The sequence below is a fragment of the Fretibacterium fastidiosum genome, assembly GCF_964642095.1.
Classification (GTDB): Bacteria; Synergistota; Synergistia; order Synergistales; family Aminobacteriaceae; genus Fretibacterium; species Fretibacterium fastidiosum.
In genome coordinates, this window is the sequence record NZ_OZ209244.1 from 2,230,798 (window position 1) to 2,254,714 (window position 23,917).

Consider the following 23,917-nt stretch of genomic DNA (forward strand, 5'->3'; position numbering starts at 1 on the left):
TAACCCCTTGCGGGCAGCGGTCAATTCCCCGCCACGGATTCAAGGTCCTCGAGGGAGAGATTCGTCAGCTCCCGGATGTCCTGGATGGACATGCCGCGCTCTCGCATCTTTCGAGCGGCCTCCAACATGGCCTCGTGCCGGCCCTTCTCCAGGCCTCTCTCCAGGCCTTTTTCCAGGCCCCTCTCCATACCTTCTTCCCGGCCCCTCTCCAGACCTTCTTTCATCCCTTCGTCCAGGTACAGGTCCCGATAATATTTCTCGATGAACGTCACCACCGGCATCTCGTCCTCTCCCTCCATTCCCCTCAACATCGTCGTAAACTCGCCTCTCAGCGTTTCGTCGTTCAGTGCAATGATACGCGCAAGAAAGAGCAACAGGTCCCTTCGATCCCCCAGGGGCCAGCCCTTGCGGAACAACAGATGCGTCAGCTCCCGAAGATAACGGTACTTCTGACGTTCTTTCCCCCGGCTGAGAACTGCCCGTTTGGCAGCGCAAAGCGCCAGATCGAACGGGTTGTCGCTATCCAAAAGCTCTCCTTCGTTCAACGCGCTTATATCGAGACAATTATAGCAATAGCGAATCGACGTTCCATACAGGGACGACTCGTAAACTCGCGCCTCACCCTGTGGACGGGAACCCGTCAGCAACGCCAGGGCTACCGGTTCCCGCAGATAGTGGTCGAAGATCATGCTGCGATAGTGCGCCATGCGAAAGGGGATATCCCCGCCCCCCGACCCCTGGACCTCTATGTGGAGCAAAACCCACGCATCGCCGCCGTTTTTCAAGGGAACATCCAGAAGATAATCGGCAAAACGAGGGGAACGGTGGAGTTCCAGGTCCGAGGTCTGCAAAAGATCGCGAAACTCCTTATCCAGAAACCTCGGTTCCTGAGAGAGGTCCGCGTCGGCATAGAGCTCCGGAAGCGCCCTCGACAGAAACGGGCCAAAGAAACGTTCGATCAAGTCCTTCCAGAACCCATCGTAATCAAAGTGTTCCATCGCTCAAACCTCGCTCGTTTGTCGCCGCAACTTCCCCCGGCTCCTCCGACGGACCCCGTCTCAGATGAAGTCCGCAAAGAAGCGTTCCGTGCGGCGGAAGAACCAAACTCCGCTGACAAAGGCCAGGACGGAAACCGCCGCGGAGATCAAGAAACCCGGCAGGTAGAGCGAGCTTGCCGTCCCCTGAACGCACCAGCGAAACCCGTCGATCACCCCGACCATGGGGTTGAGGCTGTAGAGCAGGCGCCAGCGGTCCGGCACCACGGAGCTGGAGAACCCCACGGGCGAGACGTAGAGGCCGAACTGAACCAGGAACGGGACGATGTAGCGAAAGTCCCGGTACTTCACGTTCAGGGCCGAGAGCCAGTAGCCCACGCCAAGCGCCGAGAGCGTCGCCAGGAGGAAGAAGAACGGCATCAACAGGATGGCGGGGGAAGGAGCGAAGCCGTACCACAACATCAAAAGGCCCAGAAGGGCCAGCGAGATCAGGAAGTCCACCGCGCTCACGATGACCGAACTGGTCGGCACGATCAAGCGCGGAAAGTACACCTTGCTGATCAGGCGGGACTCCGCTATCAGGGAGTTTGAGCTCTCCTGCATCGCGTTGGCAAAGTACTGCCACGGCAGCATCGCGGAGAACACCAGGATGGGATAGGGCACGCCCTCGCTGGGCAACCTGGCCAGCCTGCCGAACACCACGGTGAACACCACCATGGTCAGGAGGGGCCGGATCACGCTCCAGGCGACGCCGATGACCGTCTGCTTGTAGCGCACCAGGATATCGCGCCAGGCCAGAAAATAGAACAGTTCCCGATAGCGCAGAAGCTCCCGGAAAAAGGCTCCCGTCGTTCGATTGGGCTCGATGATCAGGTCGAAACCGGCATCCGTGGACTTGTCAGTCATGTTACCCCGCATCCCTCACTTGCTTCTGCAGAACTCCATCCTGCTCGCCCCAGACGAACAGGGACTCCTCGGGACGCAGGGTCCCGCGCAGGGTCTCGTACTCTTCCGGGGTCAGGACGAGTGCCCGAACCTTCCGTGAGATCAGGCTCTCCACCTTCTCCACAAGCTCGCCAAGATACGCCCGATCGACCGTCCCCACCAGGATCAGGTCGATGATCCCGCTGTCGATCCCATGGGCGTAGTCGCCCGTGATCAACGCTGCACGCACGGAGCCCATGCGCCGGACGATCCCCTCCACCACCTGATCGATCCCCAGCACCTTGCGCACGATCCGATGCAGCTCCGGAAAGAGCGGGTGGCTCCGGCAGGCTCGGTAGGTGCGCTTGCGCCCCTCGGCAGGGACCTCCTCCAGGAACCCCGCAGAGCACAGCCGATTCAACTCCACCCGCACGGCGTTGGTGGACTCTCCAAACTCCTCGGCCAGCCCACGAAGGTAGGACGTGACATCCGGGTTCAGGAAGAACTTCACAAGGAGCTTTATTCTCGTCTTGGATGGAATCAAAGAATCGATCATCATGTGAGCAATTTTATTACTCAAGAATAGTCTATGTAAATAGGCCTTAATGCCTAATCAAAGGGACGCCTTGCGGCGTCCCCTCACGTCTACCCGTCTACCAACCCTTTGTCGGCGCGTTAAAGTCCGGCAGCCTTGCGAAGCTCCTCTGCCCTGTCCGTCTTCTCCCAGCAGGGCAGGTGCGGCAGGTCGATGCGGCCCATGTGCCCATAGGCGGCGAGGGCCCGATACTGGGGCCTGCGAAGGTCCAGGTCCCGAATGATCGCGGCGGGGCGGAAGTCGAAGCGTTCGCGGATGAGCTCGACGATCTTCTCGTGGCTGATCCTGCTCGTGCCGAAGGTCTCCACGTTCAGGGAGACGGGTTCCGCCACGCCGATGGCGTAGGCCACCTGGATCTGGCACTTGTCTGCAATGCCGGCGGCCACGACGTTCTTCGCCGCATAGCGCGTCATGTACGCGGCGCTGCGGTCAACCTTCGTGGGGTCCTTGCCTGAGAAGGCGCCACCGCCGTGGGGAATCCATCCGCCGTAGGTGTCCACGATGATCTTGCGCCCCGTCAACCCCGTGTCGGCCATCGGGCCGCCCTTTACGAAGCGCCCCGTCGGGTTGACGAAGATGCGGGTGTCCGTGTCGAGAAGGGCGTCGGGAACGATGGGGTTGATGACGTGCTCGATGATGTCCGCGCGAATCTCCTTGAGGCCGGCCTCTGGGTGGTGCTGTGCGGAGACGACGATCGTGTCCGCGTGAACGGCCTTGTGCCCCTCGTAGCGGAGGGAAACCTGGGTCTTGCCGTCCGGGCGGAGGTAGGGGATCGTCCCGTCGCGCCGAACCTTGGTCAGCTGACGCGCCAGGTTGTGGGCCAGGGCGATGGGCATGGGCATGAACTCCTTCGTCTCGTTGCACGCATAGCCGAACATCATCCCCTGGTCGCCCGCTCCGATCTTGGAGATGTCCTCGTTGGAGAGCTTGTCGCGGACCTCGATCGCGTTGTCCACGCCCTGGGCGATGTCGCCGGACTGCTCGTCGATGGCGGTCAGCACTGCGCAGGTCTCGCCGTCAAAGCCGTACTTGGCCCGGGTGTAGCCAATCTCCTTGACGATCTCGCGGGCCAGCTTCGGAATGTCCACGTACGTGGAGGTCGTGATCTCGCCGGAGACCATCACCAATCCCGTGGTGCAGAGCGTCTCGCAGGCGACGCGGCCGTTGGGGTCGTCCTTCAGGATCGCGTCCAGAACGCCGTCCGATATCTGATCCGCAACCTTGTCGGGATGTCCCTCCGTCACGGACTCCGAGGAAAAAATGAACCTGTCCTTATCTGTCATGTTTCTGCCTCCCTATCGAAAATCAGGGCCGCCTCGCGGCACAAAAAAGCGCCCTCCCTCACGCAAAACAAGGAAGAGCGCGTTAAAAACTATTCTCTTCCTCTCATCATCCAGCCCTGCGGGCTGCTGGTATTGGCACCTGATTCGACAGGTTGCCGGGCTTCATCGGGCCAGTCCCTCCACCTCTCTTGATAAGAGTGTTCTCAATAAAGTTTAAAGCCAATAACTGGGCGTATTATACCGCCTCGTGCCGCCATGTCAAGAAATTCCATAGATCGCAAAACCGGGAGTGCGGCACCCCTCCGATCGACGGGCTACTTCGAGTACAACTCCACCGCCAGAATCTCGTTGACCTCAATGGGGAGCTCCTCTCGCATAGGCTCCCGGATCAGCTTGGCGCTGAACTGGTTCTTGTCCTTCTCAAGGTAGGGCACGCTGAAGGAGGCCAGCCCCTGGAAGTTGTTCTGGAAGGTCTCGTTCGTGCGGGACTTCTCCTTCAGGCTGATCACGTCGTTCACCTTGACGTTGCAGGACGGGATGTCCACCTTGACGCCGTTCAGGAGAATGTGGCCATGGCTCACCATCTGGCGCGCCTGACGGATGGAACGGGCAAAGCCGATGCGGTAGACCAAGTTATCCAGGCGGCACTCCAGGTTCTTCAGGAGGGCAACGCCGGTCATCTCCGTGCTCTTCTTCGCGATCTTAAAGTAACGGGCAAACTGACGCTCCAGGATGCCGTAGTAGGCCTTGATCTTCTGCTTCTCCATCAGCTGGAGGGCGTACTGCGACACCTTCTGACCGCCGCGGGCGGGCTTCTTGGTGTCCACCCTCTTCATCGCCTTGGGGTGGCCGCAGACGTTGACGCCCAGGTGGCGGGACAGCTTGAAACGGGGTTCTCTCCGAGTTGCCATAAAGACACTCCCTCACTCAAATTTTATCTAAAACTTCAGCGGGCCCCAAGGCCCTGTTCACACCCAAACCAAGTTGTTAGATCATCAACAACTTTTTGAGTTTATCACCTGTCCACGAAAATGTAAAGGTCAAAAACGTCTTCCCTTCGCGATTCCTGCCCTGTAAGCCCACACTAGATGCTGCTGTCCTCGATGAACGCAGGCCAGAAGTTTTCTATCGCCTCTTCGTAGGCTTCGAAGGGGGGCAACTCGACGACCTCATCGATGAGGACGTACTGCTCAAAGCCGCCCAGTTCCAGTTCTCCAACCCAGTTCTCCGCGTCACACACCTTGTTGTGCGAGTAGACGCCCGCCACGCCGTTCACCGTCCTTCAGGTCCTCTGCGTTCCATCATTATACCAGAATGCTCAAGAACCTCCGTTCAGGCGCGCACAGCACGCCTCCTTCCCCATGGCGAACAGCACCAGCGGCAGTGGCGGCCCCTTGTCGGCGCCCGTCAAAAAAAGGCGCAGCGGGTGGAAGAACTCGCGCCCCTTAAGACCCTGTCCCTTCATGAAGGCGCCCAGGGCGGACTTCAGGGCCTCCGGGCTCCAGTCCTCCGCCCCCGCAAGGGCTGCGGCGAGGGCCGGCATCCAGGGAGAGCGCTCCCCTTCGGGAGGTTGGGTCAAAAAGGCAAGGGCGTCGCGCAGGTCGGGCAGGAAGGGCGTCTCCTCAAGCATGTCCTCGATCAGCGGCGCGAGGCGATCGGCGCAGGGGCAGAGAGTCGGCGTCGCGGCGGCGAGGTCCAGGGCCAGCCGGGCTCCACCCCGCCGCTCCATGGCCCGCCTCTGCCAGTAGAGCAGGTGCCCTTCGTCGTGGACCGGCGAGGATCGGACGATCGCCGAGAGAGAGAAGGACGCCGGCAGACGGCTCAGGTCCAACAGCGGCGCGCCCTCCGGCGGCGTCCAGCTCAGCGTCGCCAGGTAGGCGATCAAGGCCTCGGGCAGGAACCCCCGTTCGCGGTACTCGCGAATGGGGGTCGAGCCCGTCCGCTTGCTCAGCTTCTGCCGGTCCGGCGAGAGGACCATGGGGATGTGGGCAAAGGCCGGATGCGGCCATCCCATCCGGTCCAGGATCGCGAGTTGGCGCGCCGTGTTGGGGACGTGTTCATCCCCCCGGATGACGTGGGTGATACCCATCAGGTGATCGTCCACGGCGGAGGCGAACAGGTAGGTCACGGTGCCGTCGTTCCGCTCAAGGACGAAGTCACCGATCGAACCGGCGGGAAAGGACTGCCGCCCACGGACGAGGTCGTCGAAGGCGAGGTTCTGGTCCGGCAGCGCCAGGCGCCAGCAGGGCCGCTCTCCGCCGGCAACGCGGCGGGCGACCTCCTCAGGGGTGAGCCTGCGGCACCGCCCGTCGTACCGCGGCGGTTCTCCCCGCGCCAACTGGTCCCGTCGCAGGGCGGACAGCCGCTCCTCCGAGCAGAAACAGGGGTAGACTGCCCCGATCGCCCTCAGACGATCCATCCCGCGGCGATAGAGGGCCCCGCGTTCGCTCTGCCGGCAACTCGTGTTTGAGGGCACGCCCGGCCCCTCGTCCCAATCGAGCCCCAGCCAGCGCAGGTCGTCGATCAGCGCGGCCTCGAACTCCGGCCGCGAGCGCTCCGCGTCCGTGTCGTCGATGCGGAGGATGAAGCGCCCTTCTTCCCCTGCGGAGCGGGCACACAGGAAGTTAAAGAGCGCGGTACGCGCACCGCCGATGTGCAGCTCTCCCGTCGGGGAGGGGGCAAAGCGCGTACGGATCACCTTGTCCCGTCCCCGTACAGCGTGGCGGAGGCCCAGCAGGTCATGGAGCCTCCAAGGCCGGGGTCCCCCGTCCCCTCGGCGGACTTCGCCTTGAGGCTGACGCAGTTGGGCAGATCCGGGTTCAAGATCGCGGAGAGTCGCTTTCGCATCTCCACAAGGTGGGGGCTGAGGCGCGGGACCTGCGCCTGGACCACGGCATCCACCCAGGCGATCGTCCACCCCGCCTCGACGACGAGGTCCACGGCCGTCTTGAGGAGCTCCATGCTGTCCGCATCCCGGTACTCCTCGCTGCTGGCGGGAAAGAGCGTCCCGACGTCGGGCAAGCCAGCCGCTCCCAGGATCGCGTCGGCGACGGCGTGGGCCAGCAGGTCGGCATCGGAATGTCCCAGGAGCCCCAAGGGGGAGTCCTCGATCAGGACGCCGCCCAGGATCAACGGGCGTTCCGGGACCAGGCGGTGGACGTCGTACCCCAGCCCCGTCCGGACGGTGGGGGCGCGCCGCCCCTCCGCGATCCTCTCCGCGATGTGCAGGTCGTCGGGCCAGGTCACCTTGAAGTTCAGGCGCTCCCCCTCCACGCAGTGCAGCTCCAGGCCTGAGGCCAGCCACGCCTCGGCCTCGTCCTTCGCGGCGGGGCCGCGTTCCCGCAAAGCGGCCATCAGGGTCGGCCTGTAGAAGGATTGAGGCGTTTGGGTCATGTAGAGGCCATCGCGATCGACCGCCTCCACCCGCTCCCCGTCGATTCGCTTGATGGCGTCCGATGCCGGAAGGACGGGGACGGCCCCAACGCCCTCGCTGGTCTCCTCCATGAGGCGGCGCATCAGGGAGATGCTGATGAAGGGACGGGCCGCGTCGTGGACCATGACGTAGTCGAAGGACGCCGCGTTAAGGCCGCTGAGGACGGACTCGGCCCGCGAGGCGCCGCCGCCCGCCAGGCGCAGCGGGATGCGGGCGCTCTGGCGCCAGGGCGGCGGGGTCACCTCGCCCCTGGGAAGGACCAGAACGATCTCCCCGATGCCCTCCTCCGCCATGGAGGCCGCCATCTCCGCGCTCCACCGCCACATCGGCCGTCCCCCCAGGAGGCGGAACTGCTTTCGCTCCCCCCCCATGCGGCTGCCGCTGCCCCCTGCCACGATGACGAACGAAAACCTCTTCATTTTTCCTCTCCGCTCCCATTCCCTGTGGACACGGCCGTGCGCGACTCGAGCGCCGTGTGCAGCGTCATCCTGTCGGCAAACTCGATGGAGCCGCCGACAGGCAGGCCAAAGGCCAGGCGCGAGATCTTCATCCCCTCGCGCATCCCCGGAGCCCCCCTCAACGCATCGAGGAGGGTGTAGTACGTCAGGTCTCCCTCCATGCGGGGGTTGGTGGCGATGATGACCTCCTTCGCGTCGAGCTCCCGAATGTGCGACAGGAGGGAATCCACGCTCTCCGGGCTCAGGTCCTCGTCGTCGAAGGGGGAAACGCGGTTGTCCAGCACGTGGTAGAGGCCGTTGTAGATCCCCGCCTGCTCAAAGGAAACCAGATCGTCGATGTCCTCCACGACGCAGAGCGTTTCCCGGTCCCGCAGCGCGTCGCTGCAGATCGGACAGGGGTCCCCGCTCGATACGTTGCCGCACCTGCTGCAGACGCAAAGCTCATCCTTCAGGGTGGCGATGCGCCTCCCCAGGTCCTGAAGCTCTGCAGAATCCCTCTTTAAAAGGTAAAAGACCATCCGCCTCGCGCTCTTGTTTCCGACGCCGGGGAACTTCGTGAAGGACAGGATCAGGTCCGCGATAGGGTCCAAGGCCGCCGCCTACATTCCGAGCCCCATGGCGCCGAGGGCACCGGTCACGCTGCCCATCCTCTGGGCGGCCAGCTCCTTGCTCTGCTTCAGCCCCTCGTTGACCGCAGCCGTGACGAGGTCCTCCAGCATCTCCCGGTCGTCGGGCTTGATGACCTCAGGGTCGATGTGTATCCCCACCAGGTCCCCGCTCCCGGTGAACACGGCCTTCACCATGCCGCCGCCCACGCTGGCCTCCACGGTTTCCTCCGCCAGCTTTTCCTGTATCTGCATCATCTGCGCCTGCATCTTCTGGGCCTGCTTCATGATATTGTTCAGCTTCATCGAACCAACCTCCAAGGCAAAATGTCGAGCCGGAAAACCTGAAAGCATTTTGAAAGTATAGCGTCTTTTTCTGTTCCACGCACCATAAAATACAACGAGTCCTGAAAAGTAACCCTGCGCCCGCTATAATACGACCGAACGACGCCCCGCAAGCGAAGGGCGCGGGCGTTCGAGAAGGGAGAGGGGGCCATGAAGTTCCTGGCTGGGGAAAGGATATTGTGGGACGGCGCGATGCTGGAGGGGCACGCCCTGCTCTTCGACGACAGGGTCCTTGCGTGCCTTCCTGAGGACCGGACCGACGGGATCGAGGCGGAGCGCGTCGAGGCCGGGGGACGGTACGTCCTGCCGGGCTTCGTCAACGTACACGTTCACGGGGCCATGGGGTACGACGCCATGGATGCGACGGATGAGGCCCTAGACGCCCTGAGCCTGGCCATGGCAAAGGAGGGCGTCACGGCCTTCCTGCCCACCTCCGTCACCGCTCCGATGGGAGAGATCGACGCCGCGGTGCGCGCCGTGCGCCGGGGCATGGGGCGCACCCTGCCCGGCGCGGCCATCCTGGGGATGCACCTCGAAGGACCGTGGATCGACGAGGCCATGCGGGGCGCGCACCCTGCGGCCTTCATCGGCCGCTCTCCGGACGTCCCATGGGTGGCGGAGCGCGCGGACGTCCTGCGCATCGTCACGTTCTCGCCGACGCTGGACCCACAGCACTCCTTCACGCGCAGCCTCAGGGGGCTGGGCATCGTCCCCTCCCTGGGGCACACCACGGCGGACTTCGACCTGGCGCTCTCCGCCGTGCGGGCGGGGGCGCGTTCCATCACGCACCTGTTCAACGCGCAGCGCGGCCTCCACCACCGAAGACCGGGGATGGTCGGGGCCGCGGCGGTCTCCGACGCCATGTGCGAGTTCATCGCGGACGGACGGCACGTCGTGCCGGAGCTCTTTGAGCCCGTCTGCCGGCTCATCGGGACGGACCGCCTCATCCTGATCACGGACTCCATGCGCGCGGCGGGCCTGCCCGACGGGGACTATCGCTTCGCAGGCGGCGTCGTGATGGTCCGGGACGGCCTGCCCGTCAACGGCGACGGGACGATCGCGGGGAGCGTCCTCACGATGAATCGCGCCCTCAAAAACTTCCATCAGGCCACGCGGCGCCCCCTGTCCGAGCTCTCGGCAACGGTCTCGCGGAACCCGGCCCGCCTCCTGGGCCTGACGCGCAAGGGGGAGCTTGCAGCCGGAATGGACGCGGACATCGTCTGTCTCGACGACGATTTCAACGTCAGGGCGACCTTCGTCGAGGGCCGTCAGGTCTTCGGCGCATTCGGCGCATAAAAAGGCCTCCCGTCCACTCCGGAGCGTCAAGCGCCGGAGGGACGGGAGGCTTGAGGACCGTCAGCGGCGAGGCGGAAGGACCTCCAGCCAGTACCCGTCCGGGTCCTGAATGAAGTAGACCCCCATGGCCTCGTTCTCAAAACAGACCCAGCCCTTTTCGCGATGAAAGGCGAGGGCCTTGTCGTAGTCCTCCACTCGGAAGGCCAGGTGAAACTCCTCCTCGCCCAGGTCGTAGGGCTCCCTGCGCTCCCTCATCCACGTGAGCTCCAGCGTGAAGTCGGTCGTCCCATCGCCCATGTAGACGAGGACGAAGTCCCGCCCCTCCTTGCGTCGGACCTCGCGCAGGCCAAGGGCCTCCTCGTAGAAGGCCACGCTCCGCTCCAGGTCCAGGACGTTGAAGTTGACGTGACAAAATTCTGCCCTCAAAGCCGTTCCCTCCCTCAGCCTGAGATTTGCCGAACGCCCTTATTCCGCCTCGGGGGGCACGACGGCGATCCGAAGCTCGTCGAGCCGGGATTGCTCCACGACGTCCGGGGCCTGAGAGAGCAGGCATTGAGCCCGCTGGGTCTTGGGGAACGTCATGACGTCCCGGATGGACTGCCCGCCGCAGAGGAGCATCACCAGACGGTCCACGCCCAGGGCGATGCCGCCGTGGGGGGGCGTCCCGTAGGAAAGCGCGTTCAGGAAGAACCCGAATCGACGTTTGGCCTCCTCAGGCGAGATGCCGAGGCACTTGAAGAGCCGGGCCTGCACCTCCGGATCGTGGATGCGGATGGAGCCTCCCCCCACCTCGTTGCCGTTCAGGACGCAGTCGTAGGCGCGGGCGAGGGCCTTCGACGGGTCGCGCTCCATCAGGTCTCCCTCTTCAAGGACGGGGGAGGTGAAGGGATGGTGCATCGCCACCCAGCGCTTCTCCTCGTCGCTCCACTCGAAGAGCGGGAACTTCGTCACCCAGAGGAAGCGCCACTCCTTTTCGTTCATGAAGCCGCGGGATCGGCCCAGGTCGAGGCGCAGAACGCCCAGGATGGTGCAGGCCCTGGCGCGGGAGGCATCCGCCAGCACGAACAGAGCGTCCCCGTCCTTCAGGTTCGCGATCCGGCAGAGCTCCTCCAACTCCCCTTCGGTGAGAAACTTAACCAGAGGGCCCTTCAGAGCTCCCTCCTTCATCTGAAACGCCGCAAGCCCCGATGCGCCGAACTTCCTGGCGCGGTCCTCGAGGTCCATCAGCTCCTTGCGCGAGAGCGCCGCCCCGCCCGGCAGAGGCAGCGCCCTCACCACACCGCCGCCGTCCAGCACCTGTTTGAAGGGCTCGAAGGAAGCCTTTGCAAAGACGGAGGCCACGTCGCAGAGCTCAAGGGTGACGCGCAGGTCCGGCTTGTCGCTCCCGTAGCGGTCCATGGCGTCCCAGTAGAGCATACGTCCAAAGGGCGTCGGAACGTCCACACCAAGGACCTCCTTGAAGAGCCCCTTCATGTAGCCTTCGATGAGCTCCATGACGTCGTCCTCGACGACGTAGCTCATCTCGATGTCCACCTGCGTGAACTCGGGCTGGCGGTCCGCCCGGAGGTCCTCGTCCCGGAAGCAGCGCGCGATCTGGTAATAGCGGTCGAAGCCGCTGACCATCAGGATCTGCTTGAAGAGCTGGGGGGACTGGGGCAGCGCGTAGAACGTCCCGGGGGTGACGCGGCTGGGGACGAGGTAGTCGCGGGCCCCTTCGGGGGTGGCCTTCGTCAGGATGGGCGTCTCCAGCTCAACGAACCCCTGCCCCTCCAGGTAGCGCCGCGTGAAGGCGTTGATTCGGCTGCGGGTGCGCAGGTTGTTCTGCATCCTCTCGCGCCTCAGGTCCAGGTAGCGGTAGGTCAGGCGCAGGTTCTCGTCCACGTCGTCCGTCGCCTCCCCCACCTCGAAGGGGATGGGCGACGCCTTGGACAGGATCAGGAGGTCCTGGGCGACGATCTCCACCGCGCCCGTCTTCAGCCCCGGATTCTCCGTGCCCTCGGGCCGTATCCGGAGCTTGCCCCGCACCGCGACGCAGTACTCGCTCCTCAGCCCGCCCGCGGCCCCGTGCACGTCTCCCGCCTCAGGGTTGAACACCACCTGGACGGACCCCGTATGATCCCACAACTCGATGAAGATGATGCCGCCCAGGTCACGCCGCCGGCGCACCCATCCGTTGGCCCGAACCTCTCTGCCCGCGTCTTCCCTGGAGAAATCGCCGCACAGCTTCGTCCGCTGCCACGACCTGTCAAAAAAATCCCCTCTTGCCGTCTCGCTCCCGCTGGAACTCGCCATCGCATAAGCTCTCCTCTATGACAAAACTATAACCACTGCAAAAGAACAATCCGCTTGGGTCCCTATTATACTATATCCGCTGCCCTACGCCCTTCCCCTGGCCAGGAGGTCCCATAGCTCCTCGTGCATGTCCAGCCGATCCTCCGCGCCGTCGCCCTTCGTCGTGCCAAATTGTCCTATAATGCTTGAAGGGATACGCTTCTGAAGGAGGGCGGCCTGAGCAGCCCCCACCCCTTCCTCCGAGACGGCGGCGATCAGCATCCCCGACGAGATCAGGCGCATGGGATCGAAGCCCAGGGAGGCCGCGGCCCGTCGCGTGATGGGAGAGATGGGGACGGCGTCGCGGTCGAGCGTCAGCGGAAGCCCGGCAGCCTTGCAGACCTCCAGGAGGGCTCCCTCCAGGCCGCCCTCCGTGGGGTCGTGCATGTAGTGCGAAAAGTCCCGAAGGGCCCTGGCCGCGGGGACGACGGAGAGGTCCTTCCTCCAGGCGCGGACCGTCGCCAGCTCCTCCGCGCTGAGGCAGCCCAGGAGGTCCGGCCTGTCGTGCGCCAGGATGGACATCCCCTCAAGCCCGGCGTGACCGGTCACGAGGAGCCTGTCGCCCGGCCGTATCCGGCTGATCCCCAGCCGACAGTTGGCGGGCCCCATCATCGTCCCCACGATGACGGGCCAGTCGTAGCGGTCCGACAGTTCCGTGTGCCCGCCCACCACGGCGATTCCCATGGCGGCACAGGCCTCATGCACCTCCCGCATGATCCGGCCGACCATGGCAACCCCCTCTCCCGCCGGAACGATCAGCGTCACGATGAGCCAGGACGGCTCGCCGCCCTTGCAGACGACGTCGTTGGCGTTCACGTGGACCAGGAGCTCCCCCGCGCCCTCCGAGGCCCCCACGATGGGATCGGACGCCACGACGAGGAAGCGCTCGGCGTCCGGCCACCGGATCAGCGCAGCGTCCTCGCCGAGTCCGCCTCCGACGATCAGGTCCTTCCGGGGCGCTCCCGCATAGCGCAGCACGTTCCGGCGGAGCTCGTCCGGCGGCAGCTTGCCCAGCATGACGCCTTCTTCAAACTGACTCATGGAACAATCCCTCCCCATCCTGAAAAACTTTTTGAGAGCCGCGCAGCCCCCACTTCTCATGTCTTTTCGGCCCGCTGCCGGGCGCAGGCTCCAGGGCCTGCGGTGGGTCAACGCGGGTTGGTATTGTAGCAGAGGAACGCAAACCCGCATAGCCGCACGCAGGGGTCTTGCCATGAGCAAAGCCGCCCCCCAGGGGGCGGCCTGCGTTCGCTTCCTCAACAAAGAGTTTGGACGGCGGGTTCCCTACTTGGAGAGCAACGTCAGCATGACGCCCGCCGCCACCGCGGTGCCGATGACGCCCGCCACGTTGGGCCCCATAGCGTGCATCAGCAGGAAGTGGCCGGGGTACTCCTCCTGGACAACCCGCTGCACGACGCGCGCTGCCATTGGGACGGCCGAAACGCCTGCGGAGCCGATCATCGGGTTGATCTTGCCGCCCGAGAGCACCTTCATGAGCTGACCGAAGAGGACCCCACCAACCGTGCTGAAGATGAAGGCGATCAGGCCGAGCAGGACGATGATGAGCGTGCGGGCCTGCAGGAACTTGTCGGCCTCCATCGTGGAGCCGACGGCGAGGCCCAGGAAGATCGTGGTGATGTTCAGGAGCTCGTTCTGGGCCGTCTGGCTCAGGCGTTCCGTGGCTCCGCACTCGCGCAGCAGGTTGCCGAACATCAACGTACCAACCAGAGGCACGCAGGCCGGAAGCACCAGGCCGGCCACGATGGTGCAGATGATGGGGAACAGGATCTTCTCGCGCTTGCTGACGGGGCGGAGCTCGCTCATCACGATGCCGCGGTCCTTCTTCGACGTGAACATCCGAATGAACGGAGGCTGGATCAGCGGGACGAGGGACATGTAGCTGTAGGCCGCAACGGCGATGGCGCCCAGAATCTCCTCCTGTCCCAGCTTCATGGTCAGGTAGATGCTCGTGGGTCCGTCCGCGCCGCCGATGATGCCGATGCTCGCGGCCTGCTTGATGTTGAAGGCCACGTCGAGGCCGAAGCTTTTGGCGATGGGGCCGACCCAGTTGGCCCCGATGAAGGAGACGAACACGCCGAACTGCGCGGCAGCGCCCAGCAGGAACGTGATCGGGTTCGCGATGAGGGGGCCGAAATCCGTCAGGGCGCCTATCCCAAGGAAGATGATGATGGGGTATATCTCGTACTGCGCGCCGAAGTAAACGGCCCGCAGGAACCCAAGCGAGGGGTTTTCCGCCGTGGGCAGGTCCATGATGCCGGACAGGGGCAGGTTGACCAGCAGGCAGCTGAAGGCGATGGGAACGAGGAGCAGGGGCTCAAACCCCTTGCCGATAGCCAGGTAGAGCAGGACGAAGGCGACGATGATCATGACGAGGTTGCCCGTCCCCGCGGGGGAGAACAAGACCGCGAACCCTGATGAGTCAAAGAGCTCGCGCAGCGCTGTGACGTACATTTCCATGCTCCGCATTCCCTCCTGTATTAAGGGCCCTCGGACGCTTTGCCCGAAGGTCCCGTTCGACAAAGAACCGCACTCGAATCCATCGCTTGAAGCAGCATGAATTAAAATAACATAAAAGGACAAAAAATGCACGCAGAAACGGCGCTGAACATCGAAACGAAACTCCGGCGCGCCCTTTGAGCGCGTCGATCGAGAACTGATCGAGAACTTATATTTCCCTGTCTTATATGCTAGAATGTTTGATTTAGGATTCCTTGTCCTGGCTTCTTTATCAGCGTTGCGGCCCTGGACCGCCGCTTTGTCACGACAGCGCGAGGCAAATTTTTTGGGGGACGGAGTGTCGATTGTAATGAAGAGGAACCGAGAGCTCGCCAAGGGCTATTCACCCGATGCCATCGAGGAGAAGTGGTATGCGTTCTGGCTGGAGAAGGGGCTGTTCAATGCGGAGCCCGACGCCTCCAAAGAGGCCTTTTCCATTGTGATCCCCCCCCCGAACGTCACGGGGTCGCTCCACATGGGGCACGCCTTCAACAACACCTTTCAGGACATCCTGTGCCGGACGAAGCGCATGCAGGGATACAGCGTCCTCTGGCTCCCCGGGACGGACCACGCGGGCATCGCGACGCAGAACGTCGTGGAGAAGGACCTGGCCAAAAAAGGCCTGACCCGCCACGACCTCGGGCGCGAGGCCTTCGTGAAGAAGGTCTGGGAGTGGAAGGAGGTCTACGGCGACCGCATCATCAAGCAGATGAAGCGGCTGGGGAACTCCTGCGACTGGCGGCGCGAGCGCTTTACGTTCGACGAGGGGCTGTCCCGCGCCGTTCGGGCGGTGTTTGTGCGCCTGTACAAAAAGGACCTGATCTACAAGGGCAAGTACATCATCAACTGGTGCTCCCGCTGCCACACCGCCCTCTCCGACCTGGAGGTGGAGTACCGGGAGATGCCCGGAAAGTTCTATTACGTGCGCTACCCCTTCGTCGGCGAGGAGGGATCGCTCCTCGTGGCGACGACGCGCCCGGAGACGATCCTGGGAGACGTGGCCATCGCGGTGCATCCGCGATCGGAGCAGTACCGCGGCATGATCGGAAAAAGGGTCCGCGTCCCCCTGACGGATCGCGAGATCCCCATCATCGAGGACAACATGGTGGACCCGGAGTTCGGGACGGGCTGCGTCAAGATCACGCCGGCCCACGACCCCAACGACTTCCTGGTGGGACAGAGGCACGACCTGGAGCAGATTCAGGTCATCGATTCCGAGGGCGTCATGAACGAGAACGCCGGCAGGTATCGGGGTATGACCCTGGAGCAGGCGCGCGAGGCCGCGGCGAAGGACCTCGACGCGCTGAGGCTGCTGGAGAGGACCGAGGAGATTAAGCACTCCGTCGGTCACTGCCAGAGGTGCGGGACCACCGTGGAGCCCTACCTTTCCGAACAGTGGTTCGTCCGGACGAAGCCCCTTGCGGAGCGCGGCGTTCAGGCCGTCAAGGACGGCCGCATCACGTGGACGCCGGAGCAGTGGGAGAAGACGTACTTTCACTGGATGGAGAACATACGGGACTGGTGCATCTCCCGCCAGCTGTGGTGGGGACACCGCATCCCGGCCTGGACCTGCGCCGACTGCAGGCACGTCACCGTCGCCGAGACGGACCCCGCGGAGTGCGAGAAGTGCGGCAGCCGAAACATCGCGCAGGACGAGGACGTGCTGGACACCTGGTTCAGCAGCGCGCTCTGGCCCTTCTCCACGATGGGCTGGCCCGAAAGGACCCCGACGCTCGACTACTTTTACCCCACGTCGCTCATGGTGACGGGGTTTGACATCATCTTCTTCTGGGTGGCCCGGATGATCATGATGGGGCTTGAGTTCATGGACGAAGTCCCCTTCAAGGACGTCTACATCCACTCCCTGATCCGGGACGAGAAGGGCGACAAGATGAGCAAGTCGAAGGGCAACGTCATCGACCCCCTCGTCATGATCGACCAGTACGGCGCCGACGCGCTGCGCATGGCCCTGGCGGCGCTCTCCACTCAGGGGCGGGACATCCTGCTCTCCTCCGACAAGATAGAGACCTACAGGCACTTCATGAACAAGCTGTGGAACGCGGCGCGGTTTGCCCTGATGAACCTCGACGACGAGCCCCAGCCCATCGACCGGGCACGGCTGCGCCTCCAGGACCGCTGGATACTCACCCGCTGCCAGGAGGTGACCCAAAAGATCACGAAGTGCATCGACGGCTACGACATCGGCGAAGCTGCCCGAAGCCTCTACGACTTCACCTGGGGCGACGTCTGCGACTGGTACATCGAGATGTCGAAGCCCGCGCTGCGCGGCGACGAGGGGCCGGAGCGCAGGCGAACGGCACAGGGCGTGCTGGATGAGGTCTTCAAGACGCTCCTTCCGCTGCTCCACCCCTTCATCCCCTTCGTGACGGAGGAGCTGTGGGCCGCGTTCGGCTGGGGCGACACCTCCATCATGAGGGCTCCGTGGCCCCGGCCTCAGGAAGCGCTCTGCTTTGCCGACGCCCGGACCTCCATGCGCGCGCTGCAGGATACGGTGTCCGCGCTGCGCAACCTGCGGGCGGAGGCGCACGTCGCTCCCCAGCAGTGGATGAGCCGCGCGGTGATCCGGGTGGACAACCCCGCCGTCGCGGAGATGCTGCGCGACAACCTGGGGCAGCTCTCAGGCCTCTGCCGCGTTCACGAGGTCGCGATCACTCCGCTCTCTGAGCCGCGGCCCGCGGCCTCGCTGGCCTCCGTCGTGGGGGACGCCGAGATCGGCCTGCCCGTGGGAGACGTGCTGGACATCCCGTCGGAGATCGCCCGCTTGACCCAGGAGATCGCCTCCATCGAGAAGAACGTGGCGGCCAGTCGGGCCAGGCTCGACAAGCCCAGCTTCGTCTCCAGGGCTCCCCAGGAGGTGGTGGAGAAGGAGCGTGCGCGGGTGGCCGAGGGCACGGCGCAGATCGCCCGCTTAAAGGAGAACCTCGACAGCATCAGCCACTGAGCGCTGGACGCAGCGCGCCCCCCACAGGCCGTGGGGGGCGCTTTTCAGTCCGAGGCGGGAATCAGCTCTCGATCCCGGCGCCGTCGCCGATGAGCTGCTCCATCGTCTCCGGGCTCATCTGGGCGAAGCCCAGCTTCCAGGCGAGGATGGCCGCCTGAGTTCGGTCGCGCAGCTCCAGTTTCTTCAGCATGTGGCTGACGTGGTTCTTCACCGTCTTCTCGGAGAGGACGGTCTTCTGCGCCACCTCCTGGTTGCTCATCCCCTGGGACAGCCAGTACAGGACCACCTTCTCACGGGGGGAGAGGTCGTCCAGAAGGCTGTTCTCGTTCTTCCTCCTGGAGAAGCTGGTCATCAGCTTCCCCGCCACCTTGGGGTCCACGTAGGGCTCACCGCGACAGGCTGCGCGAATGGCCGCGATCAACTCCGACCTTCCGGAGGACTTGAGGACGAAACCCTTCACTCCCTCGGCGGAAAGGGTGGCCAGGCAGTCCTCGTCGTCGTAGGCGCTGACGGCTACGGAGGCGGCCTTGATTCCTCTGGCCTTGATCTCCCGCGCCAGCTGCACCCCGTCCATCTGCGGCATGTTGATGTCGAAGAGGATGACGTCGGGACGGTGCTGGCGAAGCAGCTCCAGCGCCTCCTCGCCGTCGGCCCCCTCCCCCACGACCTTGATGTCCGGCTCCAGCTCCAGGATCTTGCGCAGACCATCCCTGAAGAGCTTGTGATCGTCCGCTACGACTATTTTGATCATGATCCCCGCACCTCGTCTCAAATGTTTCGGGCCTTGACTCCAGATCGGTCTTCTCGGAAGTCGAGTGAAAATCCTTCAGGAATTTTACCGAGAATCTGGATTTGCACCTTCATTTTTCGTCAAAATATGCTATAGTTACTGGCGTTGACCTGACGCGCGCCTGTAGCTCAGTGGATAGAGTGACGGCCTCCGGAGCCGTAGGTCGGGCGTTCGAATCGCCCCAGGCGCGCCAATGTCTTCCCCGCTTCATCGCCGTTGTCCCTCCACAAGAATGGTACAAGTACGCAAGTAACGGAGAGAAGGCTGGCGCCGTTCCCGTTCAATCGTTTCGCTCAAGAAAAGACCGAATGAACGACCTCAACTCCTCGACGCCGACCCGCTTCTCCGCGGACGTCACGATGGGGAGGTCAACGGAGTGCAGTCCCCTGGCGACGTACTGTCTGACCCTGTCCTTCCATCGTCCTCGCGCCAGCTTGTCCGCCTTCGTAAAGACCACCAGAATATCCCTGCCGCAACGGACGAGCCACTCCTGAAGCTCGAGGTCGTTGGCCAGGAGCCCGTGCCTGAAGTCCACGAGGTGGCACACGAGGCGGAGGGCGGCACGGCCCTCGACGTAGGCCGAGATCAGTCGGAGCCAGGCGTCCTTCTCGGCCTTGCTCCGCGAGGCGTACCCGTATCCCGGCAGGTCCACGAGCCGGAAGGGACGCTCATCCTCCTCGACCCGATAAAAATTGATGCTGCGCGTCTTGCCGGGTGTGGCCCCGACGTGCGCCAACCTGATGCCCAGAAACGCATTGATCAGGCTGGACTTCCCCACGTTGGATCGTCCGGCGATCACGACCTCCGGACACTCCTCCGGGGGCAGCTGCTGCGGAGTGAAGCACGTGGCCTCAAGCGAGACGCGCATTACTTCTCAAGAGCCCTTTCAAAGACCGACAGGACGTCTTCGACGTAACTGAAGGTCATTCCCCTGGTGTACTCCTGCGGGACCTCCTCGACGTCGGCCCGGTTGGGAAGGGGAAGGAGGATGTGAGACACGCCGTGGCGGCGGGCGGCCAGGATCTTCTCCCGGATCCCGCCGACGGGCAGGACCTTGCCGCGGAGGGATATCTCCCCCGTCATGGCGATGCCCTGCCGGACCCTGCGACCGCTCACCGCGGAGAGGATCGCCGTCGCCATCGTGACGCCGGCGGACGGCCCGTCCTTGGGGACGGCACCTTCCGGCACGTGCAGGTGGATGTCGAGGGCCTTCCAGTCCACGTCCTCCAGGTCGAGGGCCGCGCTCTCAGACCTCAGGTAGCTGACGGCGGCCTTGGCGGACTCCTGCATCACATCGCCCAACTGTCCCGTCAGAAGCAGCTCTCCCTTCCCCTTCATGATCACAGCTTCGATGATCAGGACGTCCCCGCCCGCCTCGGTCCAGGCGAGCCCCACGACGCTGCCCCTCTCCGGGGCGGTGGGGACCGCCAGGTCGTAGAGCTTGGGGGACCCCAGGTACTCCTTCAGGTCCGCCACCTTGACGGAGGCCGGCAGGGAGAGGGGCGCGCCCTTGTCCTCCCCCTCCACGACCTGCCGCGTGACCTTCCGCACGATCGTCGAGAGGCATCGCTCCAGCCCGCGGACCCCAGCCTCCTGGGTGTAGGAGCTGATGATCTTCTTCAGGGCGGGGACCGGAACCTTGAGCTCCATCCGCTTGAAACCGTGTTCCTTCAGGCTGCGGGGCAGGAGGTAGCGCGAGGCGATCTGCACCTTTTCCTCGGCGATGTACCCCGGAAGGGAGATGAGCTCCATGCGGTCGAGCAAGGGCCTGGGGATGGAATGGGTGACGTTCGCCGTCGTGATGAAGAGGACCTCGCTGAGGTCGAAGGAGACTTCGAGGTAGTGGTCGGCAAAGTGCGAGTTTTGGCGGGGGTCCAGGACCTCCAGCAGAGCGGAGGCCGGGTCGCCTCGAAAGTCGTTGCCCAACTTGTCGATCTCGTCCAGGAGCATGACGGGGTTGCAGCTGCCCGCCCGCACCAGCGTCTGAATGATGCGTCCCGGCAGGGAGCCGATGTACGTCCGTCGGTGTCCGCGTATCTCCGCCTCGTCCCGAACGCCGCCCAGCGATACGTTGATGAACTTTCGGTTCAGCGCGTCGGCGATCGACCGGCCCAGGGAAGTCTTGCCGACTCCGGGAGGGCCCACGAAGCAGATGATCTGCCCCTTCATGTCCGCACCCGCATGGCGGCGCACGGCCAGGAACTCCAATATCCTGTCCTTCACCTTGCGCAGGCCGTAGTGATCGCGGTCCAGCACCTTCTCCGCCTGCGAGATATTGTCGTTCTCCTCCGTCCGCACCCCCCAGGGGAGGTCCAGGAGCCAATCCAGGTAGCTTCGGATGACGGCAGCCTCCGGGGAGATGAAGGGCATCTTGCGGAGGCGGGAGAGCTCCTTCTGGGCCTTTGTCCTGGCCTCCTCGCTCATGCCGGACCCCTCGATCCTCTCCGTGTAGGCGCTCCACTCCTCCTCCTCGCTTTCGCCCTGTCCCAGCTCGTTCTGGATGACGCGCAGCTGTTCCCGAAGGTAGTACTCCTTCTGGTTCTTGTCCACGGCGGAGCGCACCCGGTCCTGGATGTCGCGCTCGAGCTCCAGGATGTCGTTCTCCTCGGTCAGGAGGCGCAGGAGGAACACGAAGGCCTCCCGCATGTCCTGGATTTCGAGCAGCGCCTGTCGGTCCTCCAGTTTGATGGAGATGTGGGAGCCGATCAGATTGATCAGCTGCTCCAGGTCGTCCAGGGCCGCGATGGAGGCCATGACCTCGCCCGGTATCCTGGGCTGAAGGGCGTTGTAGCGCTCAAAGCACTCCAACACCCGCCGCCGCCAGGGCTCAAGGGCCTTGCGGTCCGCGTTCCTCCACGCGACCGGTGTAATGTGGGCGACGAACATCTCGTTGTCCAGCCGGTACTCCTCCGTCTGCATCCTGGTCGCACCCTCGATCAGGAGCTTGGTCGTCCCGTCGGGCAGGCGGAGCATCTGCATGAGGCTGCACAGGGTCCCCACCTTGTACAGGTCCGACGCCTCCGGGTCCTCCACGGCGTTGTTGGACTGAGCGACGACGAAGAGCTTCTTGTCCTGGAGGAAGGCGGACTCCACCGCCCGCAGGGAGCGGGGCCGTCCCACGAAGAGGGGCATGATGACCCCGGGAAAGACCACGGTGTCCCGCACCGGGAGCGTGGGGCAGTCCCTCTCCTCCACGTCGGCCGGGTCCTTCTCCCCCGTTATCAGAATCTTCGTCGGCACTTCAGGCGACCTCCCTGGCCTCGGCCAGGAGCCTTTCAAGGGACGTCTTGTGGTTCACGAAGTCCTCCGTTATCACCAGTTTCTTGAAGTTCTTCTCCATGGAGGGGAGCTCGAAGAGGAGGTCCAGCATCAGGTTCTCCATGATGGCCCTCAGCCCGCGGGCGCCCGTCTTCTTCTGCACCGCAAGCTCCGCGATGCGCTTCAGGGCATCCCGGGTGAACTCCAGGTCCACGCCCTCCATGGCGAGTATCTTCTTGTACTGCTTGACCAGCGCGTTGCGCGGCTCCTGAAGGATGCGGACGAAGGCGGCGGTGTCCAGCTCCTCGAGGGCCACCAGCACGGGGATGCGTCCCACGAGCTCCGGGATGAAGCCGAAGGTCACCAGGTCCTCCGGCTGGATCTTGCTCAGGACGTTGTAGCGGTCGTCCGCGCTGCGCGCGGCCAACTCTCCGCCAAAGCCCAGGGAGCGCTGAAACTCGCGCCGTGCCACGATGTGCTCGATCCCCTCAAAGGCGCCGCCGCAGATGAACAGGATGTTCTCGGTGTTCATCTGAATGAAGTCCTGGTGCGGGTGCTTGCGTCCGCCCTTTGGGGGGATGTTGGCGATGGTCCCCTCCAGGATCTTGAGCAGCGCCTGCTGGACGCCCTCGCCGGAGACGTCCCGCGTGATGGACACGGACTCGGACTTGCGCGCTATCTTGTCGATCTCGTCCAGGTAGATGATTCCCCGCTCCGCGGCCGACAGGTCGTAGTCGGCGGCCTGGAGGAGGCGAAGCAGGATGTTCTCGACGTCCTCCCCCACATACCCCGCCTCCGTGAGCGTCGTGGCATCCGCGATGGCAAAGGGCACGTTCAGCCTGTGGGCCAGCGTCTGGGCGATCAGGGTCTTGCCCGACCCGGTGGGCCCGACCAGAAGGACGTTGCTCTTCTGGAGCTCGATGTCGGAGTTCTTCAGCTCAAGGTTGTTGCGGACCCTCTGATAGTGGTTGTAAACCGCGACGGAGACGACGCGCTTCGCCCTGGACTGCCCGATGACGTACTGGTCCAGGAACGCGTTGAGCTCGCGCGGCTTCACTGCCTCGAGCTCGGCAAAGGGCAGGGGGCCTTCCTGCGGGACCGCGGTGCCCTTCGCGCCCTCCGGCCGCCCCCTCCCTCCTCGGCCAGGATCATGTTGCAGAGCTCGACGCACTCGTCGCAGATCCAAACCCCAGACCCAGCCATCAGGCGGTGAACCTCGTCCTGGGACTTCCCGCAGAACGAGCAGTGAACGTCATTGAAACCGATATCAGTTCTTTTCATCTTCTTCAACTGTAAAAAGACCTCCGGGGAGCGTCCCCCTGCGGCAGACGGAACGGGTGTCCGTCCTCTGCCAAGCCATGCGGCCCCGCATTAAAAAGGGACCGCCAGGCACCGTGCCTCGAAAGCTCGCCCGCGCTGCAGCGGTCACGGCGCGCTGTTACAATAATTTCCTCAGTTTACAGACACAACGAAGGGGACGGAAAGGCATCCTATCCCCTCAAGCGAACCTCTGTGCGGGCCCGTTCGGGCGTCAGCGCGATTCGATGATGCGGTCGATCAGGCCGTAGTCCAGCGCCTCCTGAGCCGTCATGAAGTTGTCCCGATCGGTGTCCTGGGCCACCTTCTCCACGTCCTGTCCCGTGTGCCGGGCCAGGATCGCGTTCATACGCTTTCTGGTGTTCAGGATGTTGCGCGCGTGGATCTCAATGTCGCTCGCCTGCCCACTCGTGCCGCCCAGGGGCTGATGGATCATGACCTCCGCGTTGGGGAGCGCCAGGCGCTTCCCCCTGGCTCCCCCGGACAGGAGGATGGCGGCCATGCTGGCGGCCATCCCGACGCAGATCGTCGATACCGGACTCTTGATGTACTGCATCGTGTCGTAGATGGCCATCCCCGCCGTGACGCTCCCGCCAGGGCTGTTGATGTAGAGGTGGATGTCCTTATCCGGATCCTCGCTCTCCAGAAACAGGAGCTGCGCGACGATAGAGTTCGCCACGTCGTCCATCACCTGGGTGCCCAAAAACACGATGCGGTCCTTAAGGAGCCGGCTGTAGATGTCGTAGCTGCGCTCGCCGCGCCCCGTCTGCTCGATAACGTAAGGGATGTAATAGGTGCTCATCAGGAC

The 23,917-nt window shown here is 63.9% G+C and carries 20 protein-coding genes, 1 tRNA gene, 1 pseudogene and 1 riboswitch; of the genes and pseudogenes, 3 read left to right on the plus strand and 19 right to left on the minus strand.

The window, feature by feature from the left end; translation table 11 throughout:
• Positions 1-20: 20 nt before the first annotated feature.
• From ACK28C_RS10085 to ACK28C_RS10130, 10 genes are all read right to left on the minus strand, one after another.
• On the minus strand, positions 21-998 hold the full coding sequence (locus tag ACK28C_RS10085) for an Rpn family recombination-promoting nuclease/putative transposase (protein WP_409152123.1): 978 nt from the start codon (positions 996-998) through the stop codon (positions 21-23).
• 60 nt (positions 999-1,058) lie between these two features.
• Complete coding sequence (locus tag ACK28C_RS10090) at positions 1,059-1,901, minus strand: ABC transporter permease (protein ID WP_409152124.1); 843 nt, start codon at positions 1,899-1,901, stop codon at positions 1,059-1,061.
• Position 1,902: 1 nt separating this feature from the next.
• Positions 1,903-2,499: an ArsR family transcriptional regulator gene (locus tag ACK28C_RS10095; protein WP_341524062.1), complete on the minus strand. Its 597-nt coding sequence runs from the start codon at positions 2,497-2,499 to the stop codon at positions 1,903-1,905.
• Positions 2,500-2,594: 95 nt separating this feature from the next.
• Positions 2,595-3,797: a methionine adenosyltransferase gene (gene metK, locus ACK28C_RS10100; protein WP_015557024.1), complete on the minus strand. Its 1,203-nt coding sequence runs from the start codon at positions 3,795-3,797 to the stop codon at positions 2,595-2,597.
• 100 nt (positions 3,798-3,897) lie between these two features.
• Positions 3,898-3,995: riboswitch (SAM riboswitch) on the minus strand.
• Positions 3,996-4,111: 116 nt separating this feature from the next.
• Positions 4,112-4,708, minus strand: a complete 597-nt coding sequence (rpsD, locus tag ACK28C_RS10105; protein WP_015557023.1) for a 30S ribosomal protein S4 — start codon at positions 4,706-4,708, stop codon at positions 4,112-4,114.
• A gap of 173 nt (positions 4,709-4,881) precedes the next feature.
• The gene (locus ACK28C_RS10110; RefSeq protein WP_409152125.1) at positions 4,882-5,073 is read right to left on the minus strand and encodes a hypothetical protein; all 192 of its coding nucleotides are present in this window, start codon (positions 5,071-5,073) and stop codon (positions 4,882-4,884) included.
• 42 nt (positions 5,074-5,115) lie between these two features.
• Positions 5,116-6,495 (minus strand): glutamate--tRNA ligase, encoded by a 1,380-nt coding sequence (gltX, locus tag ACK28C_RS10115; protein WP_208873770.1) that lies wholly within the window; start codon positions 6,493-6,495, stop codon positions 5,116-5,118.
• Positions 6,492-7,649 (minus strand): 2-C-methyl-D-erythritol 2,4-cyclodiphosphate synthase, encoded by a 1,158-nt coding sequence (gene ispF, locus ACK28C_RS10120; protein ID WP_015557022.1) that lies wholly within the window; start codon positions 7,647-7,649, stop codon positions 6,492-6,494. The genes gltX and ispF overlap by 4 nt, the downstream gene beginning before the upstream one ends.
• Complete coding sequence (recR, locus tag ACK28C_RS10125) at positions 7,646-8,278, minus strand: recombination mediator RecR (RefSeq protein ID WP_208873769.1); 633 nt, start codon at positions 8,276-8,278, stop codon at positions 7,646-7,648. The genes ispF and recR overlap by 4 nt, the downstream gene beginning before the upstream one ends.
• 9 nt (positions 8,279-8,287) lie before the next feature.
• Positions 8,288-8,599: a YbaB/EbfC family nucleoid-associated protein gene (locus ACK28C_RS10130; protein ID WP_015557021.1), complete on the minus strand. Its 312-nt coding sequence runs from the start codon at positions 8,597-8,599 to the stop codon at positions 8,288-8,290.
• Positions 8,600-8,788: 189 nt separating this feature from the next.
• Here ACK28C_RS10130 and nagA point away from each other — a divergent pair, with 189 nt between their 5' ends.
• Positions 8,789-9,934 carry an N-acetylglucosamine-6-phosphate deacetylase gene (nagA, locus tag ACK28C_RS10135; RefSeq protein ID WP_409152126.1) on the plus strand — a complete coding sequence of 382 codons (1,146 nt, stop codon included), beginning with the start codon at positions 8,789-8,791 and terminating at the stop codon, positions 9,932-9,934.
• Positions 9,935-9,994: 60 nt separating this feature from the next.
• Here nagA and ACK28C_RS10140 read toward each other — a convergent pair whose 3' ends face one another.
• The 4 genes from ACK28C_RS10140 to ACK28C_RS10155 form a co-directional block, all read right to left on the minus strand.
• Positions 9,995-10,360, minus strand: coding sequence for a VOC family protein (locus tag ACK28C_RS10140; RefSeq protein WP_208873765.1), 366 nt, complete (start codon positions 10,358-10,360; stop codon positions 9,995-9,997).
• A 39-nt stretch (positions 10,361-10,399) separates the two neighbouring features.
• Positions 10,400-12,226 (minus strand): aspartate--tRNA ligase, encoded by a 1,827-nt coding sequence (gene aspS, locus ACK28C_RS10145; protein ID WP_015557020.1) that lies wholly within the window; start codon positions 12,224-12,226, stop codon positions 10,400-10,402.
• 84 nt (positions 12,227-12,310) lie between these two features.
• Entirely contained in the window at positions 12,311-13,306 is a 996-nt protein-coding gene (locus tag ACK28C_RS10150) for an AIR synthase family protein (RefSeq protein WP_015557019.1), read from the minus strand.
• A gap of 243 nt (positions 13,307-13,549) precedes the next feature.
• Positions 13,550-14,743 (minus strand): sodium ion-translocating decarboxylase subunit beta, encoded by a 1,194-nt coding sequence (locus ACK28C_RS10155; protein WP_015557018.1) that lies wholly within the window; start codon positions 14,741-14,743, stop codon positions 13,550-13,552.
• Between the two features lie 349 nt (positions 14,744-15,092).
• Between ACK28C_RS10155 and ACK28C_RS10160 the strand changes: the two genes are divergently transcribed.
• A complete protein-coding gene (locus tag ACK28C_RS10160) occupies positions 15,093-17,744 on the plus strand; it encodes a valine--tRNA ligase (RefSeq protein WP_015557017.1) in 2,652 nt (883 codons plus the stop codon).
• Positions 17,745-17,805: 61 nt separating this feature from the next.
• Here ACK28C_RS10160 and ACK28C_RS10165 read toward each other — a convergent pair whose 3' ends face one another.
• Positions 17,806-18,495, minus strand: coding sequence for a response regulator transcription factor (locus ACK28C_RS10165; protein ID WP_015557016.1), 690 nt, complete (start codon positions 18,493-18,495; stop codon positions 17,806-17,808).
• Positions 18,496-18,651: 156 nt separating this feature from the next.
• Between ACK28C_RS10165 and ACK28C_RS10170 the strand changes: the two genes are divergently transcribed.
• A tRNA-Arg gene (locus ACK28C_RS10170) sits at positions 18,652-18,727 on the plus strand.
• Positions 18,728-18,814: 87 nt separating this feature from the next.
• Here ACK28C_RS10170 and yihA read toward each other — a convergent pair.
• The 4 genes and pseudogenes from yihA to clpP form a co-directional block, all read right to left on the minus strand.
• Positions 18,815-19,402, minus strand: a complete 588-nt coding sequence (yihA, locus tag ACK28C_RS10175; RefSeq protein ID WP_015557015.1) for a ribosome biogenesis GTP-binding protein YihA/YsxC — start codon at positions 19,400-19,402, stop codon at positions 18,815-18,817.
• The gene (gene lon, locus ACK28C_RS10180; protein ID WP_243440674.1) at positions 19,402-21,774 is read right to left on the minus strand and encodes an endopeptidase La; all 2,373 of its coding nucleotides are present in this window, start codon (positions 21,772-21,774) and stop codon (positions 19,402-19,404) included. The genes yihA and lon overlap by 1 nt, the downstream gene beginning before the upstream one ends.
• Before the next feature lies 1 nt (position 21,775).
• Positions 21,776-23,073 (minus strand): annotated as a pseudogene (gene clpX, locus ACK28C_RS10185) (ATP-dependent Clp protease ATP-binding subunit ClpX).
• Between the two features lie 250 nt (positions 23,074-23,323).
• Positions 23,324-23,911, minus strand: a complete 588-nt coding sequence (gene clpP / locus ACK28C_RS10190; RefSeq protein WP_015557014.1) for an ATP-dependent Clp endopeptidase proteolytic subunit ClpP — start codon at positions 23,909-23,911, stop codon at positions 23,324-23,326.
• Positions 23,912-23,917: the final 6 nt, after the last annotated feature.

Coding starts and splice junctions, on each gene's coding strand:
- yihA (WP_015557015.1), bottom strand. CDS start 19,402: ATGCGCGTCTCGCTTGAGGCCACGTGCTTCACTCCGCAGCAGCTGCCC.
- aspS (WP_015557020.1), bottom strand. CDS start 12,226: ATGGCGAGTTCCAGCGGGAGCGAGACGGCAAGAGGGGATTTTTTTGAC.
- metK (WP_015557024.1), bottom strand. CDS start 3,797: ATGACAGATAAGGACAGGTTCATTTTTTCCTCGGAGTCCGTGACGGAG.
- ACK28C_RS10160 (WP_015557017.1), top strand. CDS start 15,093: ATGAAGAGGAACCGAGAGCTCGCCAAGGGCTATTCACCCGATGCCATC.
- ACK28C_RS10085 (WP_409152123.1), bottom strand. CDS start 998: ATGGAACACTTTGATTACGATGGGTTCTGGAAGGACTTGATCGAACGT.
- ACK28C_RS10155 (WP_015557018.1), bottom strand. CDS start 14,743: ATGGAAATGTACGTCACAGCGCTGCGCGAGCTCTTTGACTCATCAGGG.
- clpP (WP_015557014.1), bottom strand. CDS start 23,911: ATGAGCACCTATTACATCCCTTACGTTATCGAGCAGACGGGGCGCGGC.
- ispF (WP_015557022.1), bottom strand. CDS start 7,649: ATGAAGAGGTTTTCGTTCGTCATCGTGGCAGGGGGCAGCGGCAGCCGC.
- ACK28C_RS10090 (WP_409152124.1), bottom strand. CDS start 1,901: ATGACTGACAAGTCCACGGATGCCGGTTTCGACCTGATCATCGAGCCC.
- nagA (WP_409152126.1), top strand. CDS start 8,789: ATGAAGTTCCTGGCTGGGGAAAGGATATTGTGGGACGGCGCGATGCTG.
- ACK28C_RS10150 (WP_015557019.1), bottom strand. CDS start 13,306: ATGAGTCAGTTTGAAGAAGGCGTCATGCTGGGCAAGCTGCCGCCGGAC.
- ACK28C_RS10130 (WP_015557021.1), bottom strand. CDS start 8,599: ATGAAGCTGAACAATATCATGAAGCAGGCCCAGAAGATGCAGGCGCAG.
- rpsD (WP_015557023.1), bottom strand. CDS start 4,708: ATGGCAACTCGGAGAGAACCCCGTTTCAAGCTGTCCCGCCACCTGGGC.
- ACK28C_RS10165 (WP_015557016.1), bottom strand. CDS start 18,495: ATGATCAAAATAGTCGTAGCGGACGATCACAAGCTCTTCAGGGATGGT.